This window comes from Paenibacillus sp. JT22N7 (assembly GCF_059383875.1).
In genome coordinates this window covers 840,644-856,017 of sequence record NZ_JBXENY010000001.1, presented here as the reverse complement: position 1 = coordinate 856,017, position 15,374 = coordinate 840,644, and the positions used below count along the sequence as shown (strand labels likewise).

11 protein-coding genes and 1 tRNA gene are annotated in these 15,374 nt (G+C 48.2%); 5 read left to right on the top strand and 7 right to left on the bottom strand.

Going from position 1 to position 15,374, the window contains the following annotated elements; genetic code table 11:
• Positions 1-27 precede the first annotated feature (27 nt).
• Entirely contained in the window at positions 28-894 is an 867-nt protein-coding gene (locus tag AC50Y5_RS03700; RefSeq protein ID WP_056029105.1) for an S-layer homology domain-containing protein, read from the top strand.
• 253 nt (positions 895-1,147) lie between these two features.
• On the opposite strand, the gene AC50Y5_RS03695 is transcribed toward AC50Y5_RS03700, so the two are convergent.
• Both AC50Y5_RS03695 and AC50Y5_RS03690 read right to left on the bottom strand, forming a co-directional pair.
• Positions 1,148-1,840, bottom strand: a complete 693-nt coding sequence (locus tag AC50Y5_RS03695) for a DUF4367 domain-containing protein (RefSeq protein WP_494858496.1) — start codon at positions 1,838-1,840, stop codon at positions 1,148-1,150.
• Complete coding sequence (locus tag AC50Y5_RS03690) at positions 1,821-2,381, bottom strand: RNA polymerase sigma factor (RefSeq protein ID WP_056029109.1); 561 nt, start codon at positions 2,379-2,381, stop codon at positions 1,821-1,823. Before AC50Y5_RS03690 ends, AC50Y5_RS03695 begins: the two co-directional genes overlap by 20 nt.
• A gap of 646 nt (positions 2,382-3,027) precedes the next feature.
• On the opposite strand from AC50Y5_RS03690, the gene AC50Y5_RS03685 reads away from it, so the two are divergent.
• Positions 3,028-4,968: a S8 family serine peptidase gene (locus AC50Y5_RS03685; RefSeq protein WP_081418573.1), complete on the top strand. Its 1,941-nt coding sequence runs from the start codon at positions 3,028-3,030 to the stop codon at positions 4,966-4,968.
• Between the two features lie 363 nt (positions 4,969-5,331).
• Here AC50Y5_RS03685 and AC50Y5_RS03680 read toward each other — a convergent pair.
• Together AC50Y5_RS03680 and AC50Y5_RS03675 are read right to left on the bottom strand one after the other, a co-directional pair.
• Positions 5,332-5,407, bottom strand: a tRNA-Ala gene (locus AC50Y5_RS03680).
• Positions 5,408-5,439: 32 nt separating this feature from the next.
• The gene (locus AC50Y5_RS03675) at positions 5,440-6,618 is read right to left on the bottom strand and encodes an MFS transporter (RefSeq protein ID WP_494858494.1); all 1,179 of its coding nucleotides are present in this window, start codon (positions 6,616-6,618) and stop codon (positions 5,440-5,442) included.
• Between the two features lie 126 nt (positions 6,619-6,744).
• Between AC50Y5_RS03675 and AC50Y5_RS03670 the strand changes: the two genes are divergently transcribed.
• Positions 6,745-7,635, top strand: a complete 891-nt coding sequence (locus AC50Y5_RS03670; RefSeq protein WP_494858492.1) for a LysR family transcriptional regulator — start codon at positions 6,745-6,747, stop codon at positions 7,633-7,635.
• A 134-nt stretch (positions 7,636-7,769) separates the two neighbouring features.
• Here the strand turns inward: AC50Y5_RS03670 and AC50Y5_RS03665 are convergent, their stop codons facing one another.
• The gene (locus AC50Y5_RS03665) at positions 7,770-8,150 is read right to left on the bottom strand and encodes an immunity protein PIM1 family protein (RefSeq protein ID WP_056029116.1); all 381 of its coding nucleotides are present in this window, start codon (positions 8,148-8,150) and stop codon (positions 7,770-7,772) included.
• 425 nt (positions 8,151-8,575) lie between these two features.
• On the opposite strand from AC50Y5_RS03665, the gene AC50Y5_RS03660 reads away from it, so the two are divergent.
• Together AC50Y5_RS03660 and AC50Y5_RS03655 are read left to right on the top strand one after the other, a co-directional pair.
• Entirely contained in the window at positions 8,576-9,193 is a 618-nt protein-coding gene (locus tag AC50Y5_RS03660) for a TetR/AcrR family transcriptional regulator (protein WP_235533021.1), read from the top strand.
• A 54-nt stretch (positions 9,194-9,247) separates the two neighbouring features.
• Positions 9,248-11,620: an MMPL family transporter gene (locus tag AC50Y5_RS03655; RefSeq protein ID WP_494858487.1), complete on the top strand. Its 2,373-nt coding sequence runs from the start codon at positions 9,248-9,250 to the stop codon at positions 11,618-11,620.
• Between the two features lie 132 nt (positions 11,621-11,752).
• On the opposite strand, the gene AC50Y5_RS03650 is transcribed toward AC50Y5_RS03655, so the two are convergent.
• Both AC50Y5_RS03650 and AC50Y5_RS03645 read right to left on the bottom strand, forming a co-directional pair.
• Positions 11,753-14,179: a glycosyl hydrolase family 95 catalytic domain-containing protein gene (locus AC50Y5_RS03650; protein ID WP_494858483.1), complete on the bottom strand. Its 2,427-nt coding sequence runs from the start codon at positions 14,177-14,179 to the stop codon at positions 11,753-11,755.
• Between the two features lie 43 nt (positions 14,180-14,222).
• Positions 14,223-15,374 (bottom strand): glycoside hydrolase family 88/105 protein, encoded by a 1,152-nt coding sequence (locus tag AC50Y5_RS03645; RefSeq protein WP_494858480.1) that lies wholly within the window; start codon positions 15,372-15,374, stop codon positions 14,223-14,225.

Here is a 15,374-nt window from a genome sequence, read left to right as displayed (position 1 = left end):
GTTGGTGATTTTAACGGTGATAAGAAGTTGCTTGATTCTGCCGCTACAATCCAAAATGTGACTTTGGCTGCTCCAGCGATTAATTTTGAAATTATAGCTATGTATGGAGATCGTACCATTAAGATCGATCGATTCGATCGTTATGTGTCACGTGAGATTGTATTGCCGAGTTTAATCGATCCCACTCAAATAACAACTGCCGTTGTATTAAATGAAGATGGAACAATATCCCACATCCCAACAAATGTCTTTACAAAAGACGGCAAACTACATGCCGTAATGAATAGCTTAACGATTAGTACCTATTCAATTATATGGAACTCGAAGAAATTCGCCGATGTGCAAGGACATTGGAGTCAAAATGATGTCAATAATATGGCTTCGCGCCTCATTGTTGATGGTGTTACAGCAACAACCTTTCAACCTGATCAAGATATCACCCGTGCAGAGTTTCTCGCGATTGTTGTTAGAGCCTTGGGCTTGAAGTCAGTTGAGAAAATTAACTTGCCACAGGATGTGAAGTCCTCAGATTGGTATGCATCTGTTGTACAAACGGCTTTAGCTTATCAACTTGTTCAAGGTTTTGAGGATAATACGTTCAGACCAGATCAGACGATTACAAGGCAAGAAGGAGCTGTGATCTTATCTAGAACGATGGCGATCACTTCGCTTGCGTCGACCGTGACGGATGCCGAAGCGAACCATGCATTAAGTTCGTTTGAGGACAGTCAACAAGTTTCTGGTTGGGCGAAGAAAGCCGTAGCACTTATGGTCATAAACAATATCATGCAAGGCCATAATCAACATCTTACAGCAGCAAGTCACCTATCACGTGCACAAACTGCTGCAATTGTAACAAGATTCTTACAGCAAGCAATGTTAATTAATGAGTAATGGCATAATGAGAGCCGCGGACTTTTCCCCGGCTTTTAATGGGACGGCGAAACGCCTTCTGAAGACATTCAACTAACAAAGAGAAACTGCCCAAACCTGGCTGTGGCCGGGTCTGGGCAGTTTCTCTTTGTTATAGTTGAAAACGGCTAATCTCATCTGCACGTCTCCTATGGGGATATTACATTACCCCAATTTATCTAGCATTCGACGGGTGGGGCGTTCCATTCATTCACGATATACACGCATCAACTCATTAAGGCTCCACCGATTCGGCTACCTTCATGGCCTCGTCGCCCGAAATCGGACCGGACACGCCATACTGAATGCCGTCAACCACCCAGAACAGCTCCGTGAACTCGGCTTGCTCGAAAATAAAGCCGTCCGCTCCGCCCACTTTGGTCTGTGTGAACAGGTCCGTCGGGAACGCCGCCGGCATGCGGCTCGCGCTGAACGTCACCGTCTTATCACCCGAGCCATATGTGAAGTTTAAATCTCTGAGCGGTTGGTCCTTCATTCCCACGCCGACGATCTCAGCCAGCTTGAAGCCTTCCGGGGCGACTTGAGGAACAAGCACACCGGAACCGAAAGCTGCTTTCGCTGCCTCCGCCGTTCCTAACGGAGTTGTAATCAATTGGGACAACTCCGAACCTGTGGCTCCTCCGTTTCCGGGCAGTACAATTCCGGGCGAATGATCCGCTGGGGTCAAAACTGCGGCGGGCTCTTGCAGCATCGGCAATGCCGTCACTATGACGACTGCCGCGACCAGCGCTGCCGATCCTGCAAGCCAGGCTTTCGGGAGAACGAATCGGCGGCGGCTCCTCTGCTCCGCGGCGGCTTGTTTCCTGATCTTCTGTTTAACGCTATCGCTCAATTCCATTTTAGAAAACAACATATCATCCGACTCCTTTTGCAAATGTTGTCGTAAATTACGCTCCATGTCCGTCATCGGTTGTCTCCTCCTTGCGCATTTCCCGAGCCAACGCCTCGCGCGCCCGGTGCAGTCTGTTTCTCACGGTGCCCTCGGGCGACGACGTCGCTTTCGCAATTTCCCGTGTGTCCAAGTCCAGATAATAATATAAATACAAAGCCTCCTGATACGGCAGAGGCAGACGCAGCATATGCCGCAAAATCTCGCTTTTCTGCAATCTTTTAAGCGCTTCTTCTTCCACGTTGAATATCCGTCCCCGCTCCATCCGGCTGGGATCGGTCGGCTGTTCCGTAAACATCCGCACGCCCATCTTGTCCCGGCAAACGTTGATAGCGATCGTCGTCAACCAGGTTTTAACCGCGCTATCTCCACGAAACGAGTTCCAGTTGCGATAAGCGCGAAGAAATACCTCCTGACTGATATCCTCGGCAAAATGCTGATCGCCGGTATAAAAATAAGCGGTGCGCATGATCGTCGAGCCAAAGCTTTCCATCAGCTGCTCTAGAGCTTGAGAGGGATCTTTCGGGAAATTTTCCTTGTTATTCGAGCCGGCCGGCATCACTGAATTATCACCTCCACCTATTAGACGGCCTGAGCGCATTTTTCGCTGCACTGCGCTTTAAATCTGACAGTCCAATAAAGATTTCGCGAATTTAAGCTTAATTCCCCAAACTCCTTCTAGCTTGAATTTCAAACGATAAAGGCCACATGAACAGTATGCCTGTTGATGCGGCTTTTCGACTTCATCTTTGGTTTAAAAGAACCCCAATATCCGTTTATACTAACACTATTTTCTCTAGATGACCTCTTCGCTGCCAGCGACGTGCTCTACCGGATTAGTCGGTTTCTTTTTCAAAATTAGGAGTTTAGACTCAGCTCACAACAATAAATTACATTAAAGTGGGAATTATTCGACATTATCTCCTACTGAACCTATGGGAAAGAGAGTAAATAGAAGTTTCAAGCTGATATCTGTATATTACTGTCTTTGTTTACGCTTACCTCAGATTTGATCCAATATTCGCCTTAACTTACACTGTAAATTGTTAGTCTATTCATCCAGATAGAAACAAAAAGTTAAATATATTGAATAAAAGGGGATGATAGACTTGTATTCGCATTTAATCAGAACGTAACCTATCGCACTCGTCTACCCTTTATTACTAGCGTTCAGCTTTTTGATTACTTTTAATTTCTAAACGGTAGTGCTTGGAACTAAAATAAAGAACGATTACAAAGGAGAGATTACTATTATACATACTTATTCCCAATTAAAAAAAACGTTGTCCGTCGCTCTAGCCTCGACCTTGCTTTTATCATTAGGTACTTTGTCAAATGGAGCATACGCTTCAGAGAGTGGACAGTCCTTTCCGACGAGTACATCATTCTCAAACCCTGCAACTTCAATATTCGAAGAAAAAATTGTTGTCAAACTTAAACAACAAGCCTTCCTTCCAAGTAAAGAAGGAAAACTTCAATTGCAACAAGAAGTATCGCCGCTATCAGCTGTCCCAGAATTATCGTTTGACCCGCTAATCTCGCAGCAATTCTTACCGTCAGCTAACAAAGGCATTACTGATAGTCCGTTTGAATCCGTATTTGATCGCTATTATTATTCCAAGATTCCTGCTGGCGCTGACGTCGAACAGTTGTTACAAAAGTTGCGAAGCTTGTCGCTCGTTGAGGAAGCGTATTTAAGCAAAAAACCAGAATTAGCCAATGCACCTTTTCCAAACACAACAACTGTCCTTCCAGATAACAATCCACGCTTCTCATTTCAAAGATATGCGCAAGCAGATCCTCTAGGTATTAACGCTCCGTATGCTTGGCAATTTGAAGGTGGCGATGGTAAAGGCACCCAGTGGGCCGATATCGAGTGGAGTTGGGCATTAAATCATGAAGATCTAGCTGCTCATAACATACAGCTTTTGCCAGGTGGCATTAATGATGGAGATGGTAGTCACGGTACGGCTGTACTCGGGGTTGTATCCGCGGTTGACAATGCTATCGGCAATATCGGGCTAGCTAACAAAGCAACGCCCATTGTATCCTCTTTAGTTCGTTCAGGTGGCGCAGCAGAAGCCATTTTAGCGGCCACACAAGTATTATCTCCGGGTGACGTTATTCTGCTTGAAATACAGATCGGTTTTGGCGGTCCTTGGTTACCTATCGAAACACAGCCAGCAGAGTTTGATGCCATCCAATATGCAACAAGCTTAGGTATTGTCGTTGTAGAAGCGGGAGCCAACGGTGGTGCTGATCTCGATCAGTACCAGCATTGGGATAATAAATACATCTACAATCGGGATCTCCCAGATTTCAAAGATTCTGGAGCAATACTTGTAGGAGCGGGATCATCAACTGCGCCTCACTACAGACTCGACTTTAGTAGCCATGGCAATCGAATCGACGTTTTCGGTATTGGTGAGAACGTTGCTACCTTAGGTGCAACAAGTACTGCTTCGACAACTGGTTATACCGACTATTTCAATGGAACATCTTCCGCTTCACCTGTCGTTGTAGGCGCGATTCTACAACTGCAAGGGATTGCTAAGGCTAATTTCGGCGAGCCGTATTCGCCAGCTGAAATTCGTAGAATACTGAGATGGTTACCGTTCAATACCCCGACTTCCGATATGGCTAATGATAGAATCGGCACCCTACCCAATTTGAAACAAATTATATCAAATTTACCTACGCCAGGTGCCGTACCTAACGACACAGAAGCACCACTAGCACCAACCAATCTAGTTGTTAGTACTATCACTGACACAGTTACCTTGAATTGGACAGCTTCTACGGACAATGTTGGATTGATCGGTTATGACATTTATGTGAATAACGATCCATTTGCTATAGCAAGAACGACTAGCAACTCCGCTACGATCAGTGGATTAACAAGTGGTTCATATACATTTACTGTCAAGGCTCGGGATGGCTTTAGTAATTTGTCTACGGAAAATAACTCGGTGACGGTTCAAGTTGACGCTTCCTTTACTCCATGGAGCGCTTCCTCCATTTATGTTCAAGATGACATTGTTTCTTATAACGGAGTGAAGTATAAAGCCAAATGGTGGACGCAAAATCAACCTCCAGATCTGAATAGTAATCTCTACGATGTTTGGACTGTGCTCGGTCCTTACTAAAAAGATTAAAAACTTGATTAAATAATAGAGAGGTAGGGGCATACCAATTCCCAACCTCTCTATTATTATCTTTGATAACCCCATACTTCTGCTCTGTAAGTAAACTCCTATTTTAAAAAATCAATTGTCTTAAATAAAATATTTACATATTCACAATTTACTTATAAAAAAAAGGATCAAGATGCGATGGCGATTACTTTCTATTAGGATGCCTGCCTTATAGCTACCCGGATTACGCATCGTTTTTAGCGTGTTTTTAACCGATACGTGGTCGATTTGTTCTCCCAACTCACCATCTGCCAAAACCTTCAATAGCAACTTGAACATTCGGTGAATTGTCGTACCACTTTGACATTTATATTATGGTGGAGCCTAGGGGGATCGAACTCTTGACCCCATCGCTGCCATCGACGCGCTCTTCCAGCCGAGCTAAGGCCCCTTATTAAATCTTTATGCTGGTACTCAGTATATTCAGGCACTTACCTCTCCCTCACTCTTCCCCCCCGTAATAACCACCTGCACCCCAATCATCACCACTATAACAGCAAGCATCGCAAGTAGCGCAGCCATAAAGCTCCCACTACGATCATAAATCGCCCCAATTAATAATGGCCCCATTGCTCCTATGATGTAGCCGCCACACTGAGACATTGCCGACCATGCTCCTGCTTCCTCTGGCGTATCCGTCTCGACAATCGGCAGCATAAGCGCCAGTGGAAACAACCCGCCCGCCCCAATGCCCAGCAATATTACAGCTGGCAGCATTGGCAGATGGAATAGCAGCATAACAATCCCGATTAGCTCAGACACACTGCAAAGGATCAGATAAAATCTCCGTTTCCCAGACCTAGCTACAAGAAAAGGAATCGTTAACGATACCGGAATTTGAATAATCGTAAAGACGGTAAGGAGCATAGCCGCGCTGGCTGCGCTGTACCCGAAGTTGAGGGCAATCGGTGAAATCCACGCCGTAACCGAATAAAAGACACTGGCCATTAATCCAAAAAATAAGGTCAACATAACCGCTTTTTTATTGCGGATTGGCAGCTTCGAACTAGATCGCACTAAGCCTTCTTTGCTCCCCTTGTTCTCCTTACTCCCCCTGTTTCCAAGAAAAGCCGACCAAACGATTAAGGCCGCCACGCCGAAAATAGCCCAGCATGACAAAGTCAGCGTTAAGCTGTGATTGCTGCGATTGTATAAAGGTATAGCAAAGGCAGAGGCAATGGCTGCCCCTACGGTCATCGAAGCGGAATAAACACTTACTATGCCGGGCTTTGTGGGGAAATACTTTTTAATAAAGCCAGACAGCAGCGGCCCTGCCAAGCTGATCCCGATTCCGCCAACTAGTGCACTTACAACCAATATAAAGACGGAGCTCACGATCCCCCGCAAAGCGGTTGCCCCTGTAATGAGAAATAATGCAATAAAAATAGTTCGCTCAAGCCCTATTCGATCACGCAATGCGGTTGCTGCTGGAGCAAAAATCCCCATGCATAATACAGGCAATGTCGTCAGCAAACTTGCGGTTAGCCCACTCATTGCCAGATCATTTTGCATCGTACGAAGCAAAGGGGCTACCGATGTAATAATCGGTCTTAGATTTAAAGCTGCGATAAATATAGCTAACAGTAAAAAATATTTTTTCATACGTGCTGCCTCTCTCTATTTAGCTTTGTAACACTTCATCAAGTATATGGCGCCACATTTCATTGATCAATCCTATAATTTATATTATTATGATAGTAAAAAACTATCATTCAAAGGAGCCTCTGCATGGACAATCGCAATATACAGTACTTTATGGCCGTATTTGAGCTGCTTCATTTTACGAAGGCTGCCGAAAGGCTTGGCATCTCACAGCCTACATTAAGCCAGCAAATTCGCATCCTTGAAGCTGAGCTCGGCACGCCGCTTTTTGACCGCATCGGTAAAAAGGTTGTGGCAACGGAAGCCGGCAAGCTCCTGTCGCATTACGGGGTTAAGATGCTGCAAGCAGAGCGAGATGCCAAAAATGCGATAAAGGAGCTTCTATCTGGAGAAGGCGGCACTGTCCGTCTGGCCGTGCTGCCCTCGGATTTGGATTTTCAGCTCGTCCCGCTGTTCGTTCCATTTAAGGCGAAGTATCCTCACATCCAGCTGCAGGTTTTCTCGACTATCCATGTCCAAGAAGAAGTGCTTAGCCATAAAGTCGATATCGGTATTGGCCTGCAAGGCCTGCCTGATAAAAGATTAATTCAAATCCCGCTTGGCTCGGAGCCCTATCAGCTCTTCGTTCATGCAGCAAGCGAGCTTGCTAAACGAAAGGAAATTACGCTGCAAGAGCTGGTGCAGCATGCATTAGTTATGTATCCGAAAGGCTTTCTCGGCCGTGATTTAGTGGATGAGGTTTGCATCAAAGAAGGCTTTGAAATAGCTACCGTTATGGAAACCAGTTCGGCCCATTCCTTGCTGCAATTAGTTTCTGCTGGGATAGGCGCTACTATACAGCCGAAAGGCTTGCTTCGTCAATTTCCAGAACGCCTGGACATTGTAGCTATACCCTTTAAAGGTCCTACACCTGTGCGCCATATGGAGCTGATGTATTGTACGGATCGCTTTATTAGCCGCTCGCATCAACAATTAACGGATGGGCTGATTGATTTTTTTCATGGAAAAAATGGCTAGAGCGACTATGCCTTCAGGCAGCCGCAATGATGCAAACAAAAAAGACAGCTGTGCACAAGGGTTGTCCCTTGTTCTAGCTACCTTAAATGAAACGGTTACGATTCGGCACATCACGATTATTCCATCTCCAGCATCTAGCTTAATAAAGGCAATTGGCCTTGCAAATAGGACGATAGCATATGTTTAATAACCGGATCTTCGCCCCCGTCCTGCCTTAAAGCCATACAGATCAAACGAATATCATCGCTTATATACCCGGCGAGATCATGGTTCCCTGTCAAGCGGAATGCTTGCTTAAACGCTTGTTCACGCCCCGCATGTATTTGTTCACTCTCTTCCACATCAGAACCATCAGCATCGAGCTCCCATCGCTTTGAAGCCGTAATCCATTCGTCATCGTTCGCATCACGTATATCTAAATATTGGTCAGCATCCAGTTCAGAAAATGTTTGTTCTGTAAGCAGGCTCCCTGCCTCCAAGCCCTCTAGCAATATATCCAATTGTGATTGACTCACCAAAATCCGCCTCCTAATTAAAGTTCATTCAAAAACTCATGTGAGATTGCAACAACATAAAATAACGGCAAAACAAGTAACAGCTTAACTATAGTAACGCAATTAAAAATCGATTTTGAATAAACCTTCTCGCAAAACACTTTACTTACTTAATATATATTAACCTAAATACTATATTCAAAGGAACACACCTAAGGTCGTGCTCCATACATTTGGCAGGTAGCGAGTATAAGATTATCTGTCAATATTTATAAAATTTGCAATAGTTGCTTCCTAGAGAAAATCACTACAATTCTCTAAGTAACGTTCACAATTTCGAAAAACTTGCCCATTGTGCATTTTTGCATATTGGGCAATAATATTTATGACAGTTGTATAAAATACGCTTTTTCCATGTATACGAATTTACAAAGGAGGTGTAGTCATTGATTGCTAAACAAACCTTGCGTGATAGGAAAAAAGAAGCCACCGCCTCTGCCCTGGCCGAAGCCGCATTCGAGCTCGCGCTTGAAAAAGGTTTGGATGGCTTCGTAGTCGACGACGTCGTGCAGCAGGCCGGATATTCGAGACGCACGTTCGCCAACTATTTTTCCTGCAAAGAAGAAGCCGTTGCTGCCGTCGCTGTCCCAACAACGAGTGTAGAGGAATATGAGAAATTACTTGCGGGCTTGCCACAAGGAGCAACACCGCTTGATGTGTTGTACAGCCTGATGCAGATGCAGTTTACTGCTGAGTTTCTGCTTAAAATACGCAAATTCATCTCCCTTTCGAAGCAGTACCCTACACTTGAGCCGTATATCTTGGGTGTGTTCCGCCGTTTGCAAATGGCAGCTCAGGAAGCATTGGAACCATTCGCCCGCGGACGTTATAAGGACGGTTATACCCATCTTCTAGTCGGCGCCGTTTATGGAGCGTTTGTACCAATACTTGACGGCAGTCTGAACGTCCTGCTTCTGGGCGAGACAGAAGCAGAACCGACAGCTGCGATCCCATTCGATCAATATTTAAATTCGATGTTTGAGTATTTGCGAAAGGGCTTCTAGCCACTACTGACCACTAACCACCATTCATCATGATATAAAGGAGATTAACATCACATGTCAACATTTTTGTACAAGTTAGGAAAATCCGCTTATGACAAGCCATGGCAGTTCCTCATCGGCTGGATCGCCATCCTTGGCGTCGTAATCGCTATGCTCGCAGTCAACGGCATCCATTCCAGCTCAGAAATGAAAATTGCCGGTACAGAATCGCAGAAGGTACTCGATCAACTAACGAAAGAGCTTCCCGAAGCTTCTGGCGGACAAGCCAGTATTGCCTTTACGGTACCAGTTGGTGAACGTTTGGATACACCAGAACGTTTAGCTTTAATCCAGAAGGCTGTTAATGACGTTTATAATGTAGACTATGTCATTAATCCTGCCAAATTGGCTGCGGAAGCTGGTCTTTCGGCTGCTGACAGCAGCCAAATGGGCGCCGCGGCTGCAGGGGCGAGCCAAGAAACACAAGCAGCCCAAGGAACACAAACGAACCAGCCAAGCGCCGCTGAAATACCTCCTTATGGCCCTTTGATGGTAGATGGCGTTCCGGTAATAGGAGTGATGCTCTCATCTGATGGCAGTCTCGCCCTGTTCCAGTTCCAATTCACCGAGCAGCAGGCTTCACTGCCCAAATCCGTACCAGACGCTGTAATCAACGCCGTCGCAGCTGTTGAGCAGAACAATTCCGGCATTACAGCTATACCTAGTGATTCGCTTAAGAGCACGCCAGCCATAGGCTCGACAGAAGCAATCGGGCTTCTCGTTGCAGCCGTTGTGCTCATTATTACGCTTGGCTCTGTTGTTGCTGCGGGTCTGCCGCTGCTTACCGCTCTTTTTGGCGTAGCGATCAGCATTGGAGGCGCGTATGCCCTCTCAAAATTCATTTCGATCAATGACATAACGCCTATTTTGGCGATCATGATTGGACTCGCTGTCGGTATCGACTATTCCCTGTTTATTGTGAATCGTCAGCGCCGCATGATTTTAGACCAAGGCTTAAGTGCGCGTGAAGCTGCGAGCAGAGCTGTAGGTACAGCTGGCAGCGCGGTATTTTTTGCAGGCTTAACGGTTATTATTGCTTTGTTCGGCATGCTCGTTATTGGCATTGAGTTCTTGTCTACGATGGCAATGGTCGCTGGTGTGACGGTTTTCGTCACTGTGCTGCTAGCCCTGACTCTGCTGCCTGCTCTGCTTGGATTCGTAGGTGAACGTATTTGCTCGCCTAAAGTCCGCATGAAAAACAACAGCTCTGACCAGAAAGCTAAGCATGGCTTCTCGATTCGCTGGGTTAAGGGAACGGTGAAATACCGCTGGCTTATTATTATCGGAGTGATCATCGTTCTAGGCACGGCAGCCATTCCGGTTACAAAAATGGAGCTCGGGATTCCCTCTGGCGCCTCGGCAAACCTCGATACGGCTGCAAGGCAAAGTTATGACGCGATTTCCAAAGGATTTGGAGAAGGCTTCAACGGTCCCCTGCTTCTGGTGGGCGAGCCGCAAAATGCCTCCGATACATTTACTCCTGAAAAACTCGGCAATCTCGTCCAAGAGCTTCAAAAGCATGACAATGTTTCACTCGTAACATTGATGGGTGTGAACAAAACGGGCGATATGGCGATTATTAGCCTGATTCCCAAAACAGGCCCAACGGACTTGGCAACGAAGGATCTAGTAAACGATCTGCGTGCCCCAGAATCAAGCATTGCGCAAAATACGGATATTAAGCTGGGCGTGACCGGATTCACCGCTATTAATATTGATATGTCGTCAAAGCTGTCGGAGGCGTTCCCTCTGTATGTGGGCATCATTGTCATTCTGTCCATCATTATTCTGCTGCTTGTGTTTCGCTCGATCATCGTTCCCATTAAAGCGACGGTCGGATTTATTCTCAGCATACTTGCGACGTTCGGCCTTACTACAGCCGTTTACCAGTGGGGATGGATGCATTCACTCTTCGGCTTTGACACAGGCGGCCCGCTGCTCAGCTTTATGCCTATTCTTGTCACTGGTATTCTTTACGGACTGGCGATGGATTATCAGGTCTTCCTAGTAAGCTCTATGCGTGAGTCTTACGTGCATGGTCATAGAGGAACCGACAGTGTCGTTCACGGCTATGATCTAGCAAGCCGCATCGTTCTAGCCGCTGCTGTCATTATGGTATCCGTCTTTGCCGGATTCATTTTCGCACCTGATGCCATGATCAAACAGATCGGCTTCGCGCTGGCTATAGGCATCCTTATCGATGCTTTCATTGTCCGTATGACACTGGTTCCAGCCGTCATGGCTGTCTTCGGAGACAAAGCTTGGTGGCTGCCAAAATGGTTAGACCGCATTCTGCCTAACCTCGATGTCGAGGGTGACAAGCTGATTACCGCACTGAATGCTCAGGGCAGCATCGACAGCAAAAAGAAGGCGAACAAGCCCGCATAACGTTCAACATTTTCACTCTATCTATATTGAAATTTCGTTTATAAAAGGAGGGTGAAGCTTGCGCCACACCCTCCCCACGGCATTCCGCCAATAAAGCAAAAGAACCACGTCATAGGATGTGGTTCTTTTGCTTTATTGATTTAATGATTCGGATTCAAAAACAACCGTTGGCGCCCCACTCTTCATTCGCAACGTAAAGTACGCGGGACCTAGCGGCGAAGGCTGGACTTCTCCGCCGGTTATGCTGCAGGCTCCCGCCCAATCCGGCAGCTTGACGATTATGTCGGTATCCCTATCTGCCGTCAACTCTGCTCTGAACGAACCCGTTTCTTGATTCCACGATAGCGCCACTTTGCCTGTGTGGAATCTCCAATCGGCCAGACGCCCCCGCTTCCAACGCTTCGGCAGCGCCGGCAGCAATTTAATGAGTTTGTCGGATACCTGAAGCAGCTGCTCCTGCACAGCATTCACCCACCCCATATTGGCATCCAATTGCACCGGAGCCGTAGGCATTTGCATCGATAAGCCCATTCCCCGCCAGTCGTTATGGAGCGTGAACAGATTAGGCAGCAGACTCGATCTGGAGAGGATATCCAGACAATTCAAGGAGCTGTCCCCATCTCCAAAACGAGCATAAATAGCAGCCATATGAGCTAGCGACCACCCGCTTTGGGCTCCAATCTCGCGCCGCTGCACAGCCTTTTCAAACGCGCCGAACAAGGTAGGATCACTCTCTTGCGTTAATTCCTGCCCAGGGAAAACGGGGTACAGATGAGATAGATGACGGTGCGCATACCGATCCTGAAAAGCAGGATGGAGCCACTCTCTGACCGCGCCATCCTTATTCAGCCGATACGCGGGTAATCGCTTCAGCATGCGGCTCCATTCCTTCTCTGCCTCCGGATCGCCGCCCACCTTCCGATTCGCTGCTATTAGGTGCTGCAAAAGCTCTTTCAGAATGGCAACATCCATCGTCGCATTGATCGCCGTAGGCATCGGGTGCGCAAGCGGTTTGCCATCAGCCGGCATGAAGTTGAGCGGAGTATTTTCCGGCGATACAGAGGGATATATTTTGTAAAAGCCGTCCGCGTCCGTAACCAAGAAGTCCTCGTAAAAAAGCAACGCCTCGAGCATGAACGGCAGCGCTGTCTCCTGCAGAAATTGAACATCTCCGGTAAAACGGAAATGCTCATAATAGTGCCGGGCCAGCCAACCAGCTGCGCCGATCCAATTCAGAATGACAGGCACTATCTGATTAGGAACGCCGATGCCCGGCGTGGAGCCTGCTGGGATATAAATACCGCGGCAGCCGTACAGCTTGCTTGCATTTTCACGAAAGTCTTCCATTAATCCCTCATAGTAACGGAATAAGGAAGGGACCAGTTCGCCCAGACCTCCAACATGCGCATGCCAATACATCATCTGGATGTTCTCGTTCGCCATGTTATGGCACCATACCAGCCTATAATCGCCTCCCCACAGCCCATACAGGCCGAAAGGCTCCGCCTCTTCCGCAGATGAGGTACCGCTTAAGAACAAATAACGGCCATAGGCCCACATCTTGCGAACAAGTGCCGGCGGCGCCTCCCCCTCATACGCATCCAACAGCAGCCGCTCATTAGATCGCAAATCATCTTCCGCGTCATTGAGCTCCAGCGAGGCTGAATGGTATAACGGCCGATGCAGGGCGATATGGCGCTCAAGCAGTATTTCGTAGGAGGAATCGACAACAAGCTCGGCCAGTTCCTGCTTCAGCCGCTCCCATTCCTTGGAGCGCTCGCCCAGGACGAACAGCTTCACAAGCACCAGCAGCCGCCTCGCTCCCTCGAAGCGGATGACGCTTCCCGCCGCTTCCATGCTGCCGCCCTCCGGAATGACCAACATGACCGCTCCGAAATCTGTTCCATCGTCATTCGTTCCGGCAAACCAGACGTAAGCATCGCCTGCTCCTGTTTCAATCGATTGCTCGAGCTCCTTGAATTCCGGCGTATCCGCCCAGCGATCACTCGGGTGAAGATCAAGACCGATCTCACCCGATACGCTCTCTTCCTCATATCCTCCAAGCTCATAGACAACCGAATCGTCAGCGCGCGAAACGAACAGCCTCCGACGATACTGGCTCGGCCCGTCCGTCCAGCCTACCGTTATTTCTCCGGTATCCAACTCAAGCATCCTGCTGTACCCGCGAAAGGCATTGCTGCAGGGCATGACAAGCCGGATCGCAGCCAGCGGAAATCTGGAAGCGAGCTTCGTCCCGTAACCGCGCTCCTTTAAAGCATCCGCGAGCTGCCAGCTTGCCTCTGCATATCGCTCTGCGTCCATCAGCCTGCGGGTCTGGGCTAGGGTATCGCTTACATCCGGCAGCTCATCCTTGCGCCCCCAATGCCATAGTCGGGCATGGTTAAGCAGCACCGTCTCCTCCTGTACGCCGCCGAATACGGATGCGCCAATGACGCCGTTGCCCGAGGGAAGCGCTTCGCGCCACATATTCCGCCACCATGACGCGGGATAACTCATCAAAAGCTTATCGGCGCTTCGCTTGTCTTTTTGCTGCCGCATCCGTATCCTTCCTCCTTCGCTTGATCCTCTTCCTGCCATCTCGTTAAATAATGGCAGTATCCGACTGCCTGCGAAGCCGCTCCAGCTCAACGCTTGCCAGCAGAAGCGGGGCAACGCCCATTAGTACATCGCTGACGACCTGCTCGCTCATATAATATTCATAGGAGCCGTCGCGATACTTGCGCCCGCCCAAGCCTGCCCCGTTACAAATGCTGTGGAGATGAACGCCATGCTCATCCTCGGTTACGAAGCGCTCAAGAATTCCATCATATGCGAGCTCCACTGCCTGCCTGTCAATCTCAGCCAAATAACCGAGCCGAATGCCCTTAGCCAGCGCATACGTCAACATACACGAGCCCGACGACTCCAAATAGTTTCCTTGGCGGCCGTTGCAGTCCAGCAACTGGTACCACACGCCGCTCTCCTGATCCTGAACGCGCAGCAAGGCATTCGCCATCCGCTCAAAAATCCCCATCAGCTGGCCGCGTTTCGGATGATGAACGGGAAAATGCTCAAGCGAGTCTACGAGCGCCATGGCGTACCAGCCCATCCCGCGTCCCCACACATGCCGGGAGCGGCCCGTGGCGGCATCGCACCAGCGCTGTTCCCTGCTCTCGTCCCATGCGTGATGCAGCAATCCCGTTTGGGGGTTGCGCGTGCGCCGTTCGATCAACAGCAGCTGATGCGCCGCTTCATCGAACCAACCGCTCTCGCCAAAGGTGTTGGCAAATTCCGCCATAAACGGAGAAGACATGTATAGACCATCCAGCCACATTTGGAAGGGATATATTTTTTTATGCCAATATCCGCCTTCATCCGTACGGGGCTGCCCAATCAATTGGGTAATGAGAAGCCGCGCCGCTTGCTCATACTTAGAATCTCCTCCCTCTCTCCATAGTCTCAGCAGGTTTTTGCCTTTATTAATATGGTCGAGATTGTAATCCTCCAGCGTATAGCCGCGAATGGAGCCGTCCACTTGGATGAAAACATCCATATGACGCTTCACTGTTGCTTGGTATTCAGATTCTTCGGTCCAATCGCCGAGCCTCCCGATCGCCGTCAGCGCCATCCCGGCCACATAGCCCCACTTATTAGCAATATTCGGGTGATAGCCGTCGTCGCTTTGGGACAATATCGTTCTGGCGACCCGAACGGATATACGTTCTGCATTAAGCATTTCAGTTGCAGCACTCAT